Raw genomic sequence first — 8,043 nt, 5'->3', positions numbered from 1 at the left:
TAGAGGTAGACTTTTTCCACTTTTGCATCGGGTCGCATCATGAGGTGCTGGCTCCTGAAAGAGTTCGGGAGCACAGCATTGAGGATCAACTGGCGGCTTTGAAGGTGTAGGTGATGGATCGCTTACGACATTCCTTCGGTCATGGATTGGATTCGACCAAGCTCGCCGAAGAAGCCATGCCAAGCTGCGCCAGCGACTTTCAGACGAGTCCGAAAGCAGGGCTGCGTTTTTGCAGAACATTGCGGTTGCCGATGTAGCGATGCCACGTGCCCGATTCCTCAAAAAAACTTCCGACTGGTACGAGAGCAAGGGCGCGTCGGGCAATTCACTTGTTGTCGTCGGTGAAGAAGGCGATGGCAAAACATGGCTCGTCGCAAACTGGCTTTATCAGATGCTGGACCAACCGGAATGCCCGCTGATCCTCTTTCTTCCGTCTTCAGTAGTCACGAATACCGAACCTGCGACGCTGTTGTCGCATGCACTGGCAGCCGACTCTGACATCGATGGCGCCGAACTGTGGAAAAAACGGCTGCAACGGTGGGTGGATGAGGAAAACGCTGTCATCCCGCCGATCCTACTGGTGCTTGACGGCGTCAATGAAAAATTTTCGCACACCCACTGGCGGGAACTATTCACTCGCCTCGATACGTCAACCTGGCGTGAACATCTGCTGGTGGTTATAACTTGCCGGTTAGGCTACTGGAAAAACAAATTAGAGCTAGGGTTCCGCAAACCCTTCGAACTTTTGAAAATCACGCCGTACGATGACGATGAGCTAAATGCGGCGCTGCATGAAAAATCCCTATCGCTCGCAGAACTATCTTCAGCCATCTTGCCGTTGCTGCGCAAACCGCGCTATTTCGATCTTGCTGTGCGTCACCGTGAACGGCTAGCTGATTCGGGGGATATCACAGTGGCGCGCCTGCTGTACGAGGACTGGCGCGACAGATATGAGCGTCGAACAGGTTTGCCGCTTGATCCAGCAGAGTTTAACGAATTGCTGAAAAGGATCGCTGACCGGGCGCGAGAGGGGGAGCAGCGACTTCGCATGAGTGAGCTGAAGGAGGATTTTCCTCCTCTCGATGACAACCAACGTCAGGAGCTGTACACAGAGCTGGTATCTGGTGGTGTGTTGTCTGATGCCCCCGGCGGCCGCATTGAGGTTGTCAGCGACCGGCTCTCCATGGGATTTGGACTACTTCTGGTCGACAGGACTCGGGAGGCGCATAGGCACGGAAGTAACCTTAGCGAGGCTGTTTCTCAATGGCTAGAGCCAGCGTCGGGAATAGACGAAAAATCGAGAATAGTCGAGCATGCGTCTTTGCATGCGCTGATTCTCGAGGATTGCCCGGACGAAGTACGCATAATACTTCTGTCTACATGGCTAAATCTGCAGAACCGCGATGATCCCGAATGCAGGAACTTCATTCGTTATCTGCCGCAGAGGCCTGAGACGTTTTTCAAACTCGCGCAAGATCTGTGGGCCACTCCTGCCGAAAACTCATGGGGTCAGCAGCTTCTGCTCGAGGGCATACTCCACTGGAACTTTGTTCCGAGTGTGCATGCACAGGCGGTCAGGTATGCGACCATCTGGCTTGGTTATATGTCGTCCTTCGACGACCTCGACGCAGAAGACAATCACGACGCAACTTTGGAAAAGCAGCGCGTCGAAAACCGAATGAGGCTCGAGACCAATCTTGCCGGGCGCCCCGTGGCCGACACCATATATGTCGGTTCATTTGAGCTTCGTCCTATTCGCAACGAGGGACTCTTGCGTTTGGGTAGGGTGGCATTGGCGTATATATCGCAGCTGCCGCGCGCAGAATTTGTACATTCGATTGTTACTGGCATCCTGGCGGAGTCTGTGCAGACGCATCTTTCGAAACTGGACGTCCTCAGTTGGGTAGTACGGACGGCGCCTGACAGCGAAATGCTCAAACATGCGCTATTCGAAGAAGTCGAAGCGCTCTGTCGTGTCGGAGATATGCCCGCAGCTATTGCTGCGGCACACCGAACGTTACGACTAGAGGGGTCATCTGACAGCGTCGCCAGAAAGGCGATACTGCCGGAAGAGCCTGCTTTCGACCTGAGCCGCCATCACGAGGAGTATCTGCGAGATCCATGCCTTTCTATCTTTTCATGGAGTCGTGAGGACTGCGTTCACTGTTTGGGAAGAAGCGATGTCCCGATCAAGCGTCTGGCCAATTATGCCAAAACGTATTGGCGTGATCCTGACTTTTCCAAACCGCCCGCGCTCACTGACAGACTCAGCTCTACCGAGATCATCGAGCCGGAGCTGTTGTGGCAAGAGCGCCAGTTTTCGTACGCTGAATCCGAACTGGAAAGCATTGAGCCAACTTTCCACGCGTGCGCGCCTGAGGTGTTTGCGCAGAAAATGCGCAAAGTCTTTGCTGATGCGCCGAATCGCGATGGCGACAAGTTATGGGCCTTGATTGTTCAAGTTAATGACTACAGCCTTCTTCTTGACGAAGAGAACCTGAAAGCGTTGCAACAGGTCTGGCAATTGTTGCCTGGCCAATTTTCTGGTCAGGACCTGCGTCAGCTGGAGTGGACGCTGTTTAATGAACTGCTCCTGCGTTGGTCATCAGAAGAGCAGTTGCAACGGTTGCTTGCGCGGTCACCGGATGCGTTTGACTTGCGGGATTTTGTCCGCAATTTCAAACCTGTGCCTTCGGGGTTATGCGAGAGCGTGTCAATACCTGAAGACGACGCGTCCGCCCAGCGGGCGACGTGGTTCCTGTCGAGGTCGTCAGAGTTCGTGAGCTCAAGGTTACTCCCCCGGATGCTTGAACATGCGGATAGCTTCATTCGAAGTATGGCTTTCAAGGCGATTTATCACTCTGGTGATCAGGATGTTTGGGACGGCTGGTTGACGCGTGGCTGGCGTCACTCCTCCACGATGCATAGGGAGGAGTCGTACTGGGGCTCCCGGCTACTTATTGACGCGCACAGCGTTGATCCGAAAGAGACAATGGAGCGTATTGACCCTGCATATGTGCTCAAGCTAGGTGAGGCACGAGGGTGGGTGCCCCCGGCTACCGATGCTGTCGTTGAATATCTGCTTAGATGGCTCGCCGTAATGAGCGAAAGTGTCCGTCTCGGTGCTGTTGCGTCGTTGCCTGCGATGAAGATTGCTGACGACTTGCGTGCGAGTCCTACCGATGCGTTTTCAGTCACGATATCGAACATCGCCCCTGACCGTTCGATACGGTTTATTAGTCCGTCGATTATCTGGGGTGGCACATACGCTAGCGGAAGTTTGAGCAATGAAACTTTCGAGGAGGAATCGCGTTCTGAATGGCAGGTTAGAAGTAACCTTGTGGTAGATGCTGTGCAATCTGCAAGGTCGCGCGGTGCCCATTGGCTTGACGATCTAACCACCGTGGAGGCAATCGAGCACATTCTGGACGCAGATCCCTCGATCGAAACAAGACTGCGTCAACTCACTGGGGCTGAGGGCACGGCATCGGACAACTTTATCGTAGGCTCCTATGGCCTACTGGTCCCGTTGTGCTCACACCTCCTCAATAAAAAGCCGGATGTCGGCGCACAGTTTTATCGTCGTTTGACGGCTCGCAAGACTGCTGTGAATCAGGTAACCGGCGGAACGGAGCTGGACTGGGTCGATATTGTCCTGTTCGAGTCTTACGACTCCGAGCCCGTACGGGCTCTCTGGGAAGAGGCGCTTGAGAACTGCAAGTCAGATGGTGATCTGATATCGCTGTTCATGCTAGCCCGCAACGGGGATGCTCGTACCTGGATGGAAAGCAGAGTTTCGGCGGACGAGAGCGCATCGAGCCAGTTTGTCCGGGCCCGAGCCATCCTGATGGCGGGCTTGCTTGGTCTGACGATGCCTCAAACACAACCCGAGACGTGGCTCTCGGATGTCGCAGAGCTTGCTACCCAATATCAAGATGTCGACTGTTGGGGCAGAGAGTGGTTCGACCGCTTTGTGACAGCTGAGGATGACGCCCACGCGTTCTCAGCATTCAAGTTGTTGCTCGAATGCGTGGACAGAAGGTTCTGGACCTGGAAGGAAACGTTGATCGCTGGTAGCTCTGAGCCGATATCCACTCGGCGCGCGGCTTTCCTGAACCAGAATATTGGAAACATCAAGACTGCAATCAAGGAAAATGAGAAAGCGATGTTCGAAAGCTTCCTGACAATGAAGGTGGCGGAAGGGCAGGTATGGCCGTGGCTGATTATTCAGGCATGAAAGACAAATGCGGGACAGATCCTGACGTCAAATTGACACGACTACCAGGTAACACGCCCGCCCGACTTGAACCGGCCGCTTTTACGTCGACTGCACATAAGATTTGGGGCCGGGCGCAAGCGATGCTGGCGCGTCAATCGTAGGTGTGAACGCCGTGGCGTGACTTTAGTGGAAGGCACACATCCCTCGATGTCCCCAGTCTCCCGCTAAGCGGAAATTCGTTGACCCTGCGTGAGTGACGCCTGTGGGTCGAATGCAGCCATCCGTAACCGGCTGTTTTCGATGAAACTGCTGCCTTCGCTGATGTGTCATACCATTGCAGGCTGAATCATTCTGCGTGACCTACCGCGGCGTTGCGTTTCTGCGTCCTGGTTCAAACGGCCTGCGCCGCCAGGCTTTATAGTGTCTGCCAACTTAGGGAGTACAAGCGTGCAAGATCCCTTCAATCTTCTTCGTTTCGTCGAGGCCCAGCGCCCGGTTTTTACCCGAGCCATGGAAGAGTTGCGTGCCGGGCACAAGACCAGTCACTGGATGTGGTTCATCTTCCCGCAACTGCATGGCCTCGGGCGTAGCGAGATAGCCAAACGCTTTGCCATTTCTGGTGCCGCCGAAGCCCGGGCCTATCTGCTGCATGATTTACTGGGTCCACGGCTGGAGGAAAGCGTAAGTACCATCCTGCAACACAGCGATAAGAGTGCACTGGAAATCCTTGGCCACCCTGATGACCTGAAGTTGCGCTCCTGCCTCACGCTGTTCGCCAGCATTAAGCCCGAACACCCCCTATTCCAGCTGGCCCTCGATCAGTTCTTCGCCGGCGAGCCAGACGCCAATACCCTGTTCCTTCTTGGAGAATAAGGTCGACGCGAGTTACGTCGCCAGCACCACGTCGAACCTCTTCGACACCGTGATCGGCCGGCTTGGGTTGATGCAACTGATATTTCGCAGCTGCTACTGACGACCGGCAGGACTCGGCCCAGAGTGTGTAAAAACGTCAGATTGGGTTTCTATATCGACTCTAGGAGACCGTGCTCACGTTTCGCAAACTGATCACGGTCACGACGTTTCCAGGAACAGTTAAAACGGCTCAGCAGCCTCTTAAAGTCCTTTGGATGGGGTAAAAAAGACCGATTTTTACGCCGTTAACGCTTTCATCAAGCTAGTGGTGCCGCTGATTTTCATGACCCGTTTCAGGTTGTAGGCGAGCACGTTCAAGCTCATCTTGGCGCTCACCCCGTTGAGCTTTCGGGTCAGGAAATGCGTCGCACCCATCCATTGCTTGAGCGTCCCGAAGGGATGCTCAACCGTCCATTTTCGGACTCGCATCATCTCCGGTGTGTTGCTCAGCCGAAGCTGCATCTCCTCCAATACGGCTTCATGCTCCCAGCGTCGCACTCGTCGTTCCGTGCTCGGTGTGCACTGCAATTTCAACGCGCAGCCTTGGCATTTCGAACTCCAGTAACGATGCAACTTCAGGCCTTTTTCAACGTAGGAATAGTGCCAGATCAGCGACTCTCCAGCCGGGCAAATGTATTCGTTTTTTGCCGCGTCATAGATGAAGGCATCGTTATTGAAACGCCCGTCAGCCTTGGCTCCAGAGGTCATCGGCTTGGGCACGTAGGCGGTGATGCCTGCATCGTGACAAGCCAGGATTTGTTCGCTTTTGAAGTAACCCCGGTCAGCCACTACCGACAACGTATCTGACGCTAACGCCTCGCGGGCCTGCTTGGCCATTGAGCTGAGTTGATCTCGGTCGGAACCGACGTTGGTCACCTCATGTGCAACGATCAAATGGTGCTGAGTATCGACCGCTGTCTGCACGTTGTAGCCGACGATTCCCGTGCCGCGCGTCATCATGGAGCGGGCGTCTGGATCGGTCAGTGAGACCTGTTTATCCGGCGATTCATTGAGCTGGATTTCGATCGCTTGAAGCTCCTTCATTTGAGTTTTGAGCTTGGCGATTTTCTCTTCCAACCGCACGGCGCTGGGCTCGAAAGCTGTTGGTTCTTGCCGATCGGCAGCATCGAGTGCCGCTAGGTAACGGTTGATACTCGATTCAATTTCTTCCATTCGCCGTTTCAGTTTGGCGCTGGTGAAATTGCGGTCACGGTTGTTGACTGCTTTGAATTTACTGCCATCGATGGCGACCAGATTTTCTCCGAACAGTCCCAACTGCTGACACAGCACGACGAACTGGCGACAGACGCCTCGGATGGCCTTGCTGTTGTCTTTTCGGAAGTTGGCGATGGTCTTGAAAACCGGCATCAAACGCCCGGTCAACCACATCAGCTCGATGTTGCGTTGAGCTTCTCGCTCCAAACGTCGGCTCGACTGGATGCGGTTGAGATAGCCGTAGATGTAGATCTTTAGCAAGATCGCGGGGTGGTAAGCGGGCCGGCCAGTGTCTGCTGGAATGGCACCTTCAAAACCCAGATTGACCAGGTCGAGTTCGTCGACAAAGACGTCGACTACGCGCACCGGATTGGTATCGTTGATGTAGTCGTCGAGGTTCGACGGAAGTAAGGTGCCTTGGCCTCGATGTTCACCTTGGATAAAGCGCTTCATGGGCGATCCCTGCGATGAAATCCTCAGAAATCATAGCAAGTGTTCGCGAAGGCGTTTTTACACCCTCTGGGCCAACAGCAGCCATTGAAATGTGTCTATGAAACCGGTGACGATTCACTCAGTTTCGATAACCGCTCTCAGACAAGTAAATCGACGGTCTGCAACATGCGCCGATAAGGCGAGTGCGGATGCCCCATCTCAAAGTGGATGGTTTCGATAAGACATTCCAGAAACCGTTCGGCCGCCGGCCGCAGGGGCTGCCCGCTTCGGCTGATGGCCCCCACTGAGGCGCTGCTGACCGGCTCGCGCAACGGCAGGGCGCACAAGCCTTCTCGCTGAGCGCAAACCTCTACCAGCGGCCAGGGAAAGATGCTCAACATGTCGGTCTCGCGCAGCAAGCTCAAGATGATCGACAGTGAATGGGCGAAATGCACATGCCCCGGCGTCGTAATCGCCCCGTCTTGCCGGGAGGCCAGAATCCAGTCGGCCAACGCCAGATCCTCCATGGTTCGACTGTTCGACAACGGGTGTTGATGACGGGCCACCACCGCGCAATCAGCCGTGAACAGGGGTAGGTAGGTGAGGTCGGCGCTGGAGCACTGGGTATCAAGCCGTCCGATAAAGAGATCGACGCTCGCATCCCGCAGCCGCGGACAGGCGACGGACGAAAGACCTTCATGCAGCTCAAGTTGCACTTTTGGAAATCGCTGGCGAAAACACACGACAGCCTTGGGCATGAGCGTCATCGCTAACCAAGGTGTCACGGCTACCGACAAGCGACCAGTCAGTTCCCCGTTGCAATCAGCCAACACTTGACGGGCACTGACCATCTGCGCCACTAGCAGGCGTGACTCAATCAACAGTTTCTTCCCGACCTCGGTAAACACAATCCCGGAGGTATTGCGGATCAGCAATTGTGTTGCTGTGTCGGCCTCCAGTTTCTGTATCGCTTTGGTGACTGCGGCCGGCGAGGTGTCGAGCCTTTTGGCAGCGCCGCGGATACTGCCCGCGTCGGCCACCGCCACCAGTGCGTTGAGTTGATAGAACTTCATAGTGTCCGCCGGTGTTAACCCTGGGTTGCCTTGTTCACTTTCGATTGCCTATTAGCCGTTGCTTTGGCGCTCTAAGCTCAAACCAACGTCGCCCAGGCTTCGACCCTCACCAAAAGACCGTACCAGAAAAAGCGCAGGCACTTTGATGAAACGTAAGATGTCGTGAGCCATAGCATGGGATGTGGTCCTTGC

Annotated in this window: 4 protein-coding genes; 2 read left to right on the top strand and 2 right to left on the bottom strand. The window is 54.8% G+C overall.

What is annotated here, in order from left to right; translation table 11 throughout:
* The first annotated feature begins 229 nt into the window (after positions 1 to 229).
* Together ACZYSM_RS24275 and ACZYSM_RS24270 are read left to right on the top strand one after the other, a co-directional pair.
* On the top strand, positions 230 to 4,237 hold the full coding sequence (locus tag ACZYSM_RS24275) for an NACHT domain-containing protein (RefSeq protein WP_489075393.1): 4,008 nt from the start codon (positions 230 to 232) through the stop codon (positions 4,235 to 4,237).
* A gap of 429 nt (positions 4,238 to 4,666) precedes the next feature.
* Positions 4,667 to 5,092 carry a DUF1810 domain-containing protein gene (locus tag ACZYSM_RS24270; protein ID WP_489075391.1) on the top strand — a complete coding sequence of 142 codons (426 nt, stop codon included), beginning with the start codon at positions 4,667 to 4,669 and terminating at the stop codon, positions 5,090 to 5,092.
* A 276-nt stretch (positions 5,093 to 5,368) separates the two neighbouring features.
* On the opposite strand, the gene ACZYSM_RS24265 is transcribed toward ACZYSM_RS24270, so the two are convergent.
* Together ACZYSM_RS24265 and ACZYSM_RS24260 are read right to left on the bottom strand one after the other, a co-directional pair.
* Positions 5,369 to 6,799 (bottom strand): IS1182 family transposase, encoded by a 1,431-nt coding sequence (locus ACZYSM_RS24265; RefSeq protein WP_489075389.1) that lies wholly within the window; start codon positions 6,797 to 6,799, stop codon positions 5,369 to 5,371.
* 137 nt (positions 6,800 to 6,936) lie between these two features.
* Positions 6,937 to 7,851 carry a LysR family transcriptional regulator gene (locus tag ACZYSM_RS24260; protein WP_489075387.1) on the bottom strand — a complete coding sequence of 305 codons (915 nt, stop codon included), beginning with the start codon at positions 7,849 to 7,851 and terminating at the stop codon, positions 6,937 to 6,939.
* Positions 7,852 to 8,043 lie beyond the last annotated feature (192 nt).

The sequence above is a fragment of the Pseudomonas sp. F220 genome (assembly GCF_057813935.1).
This window is presented reverse-complemented; position numbering and strand designations above follow the sequence as displayed.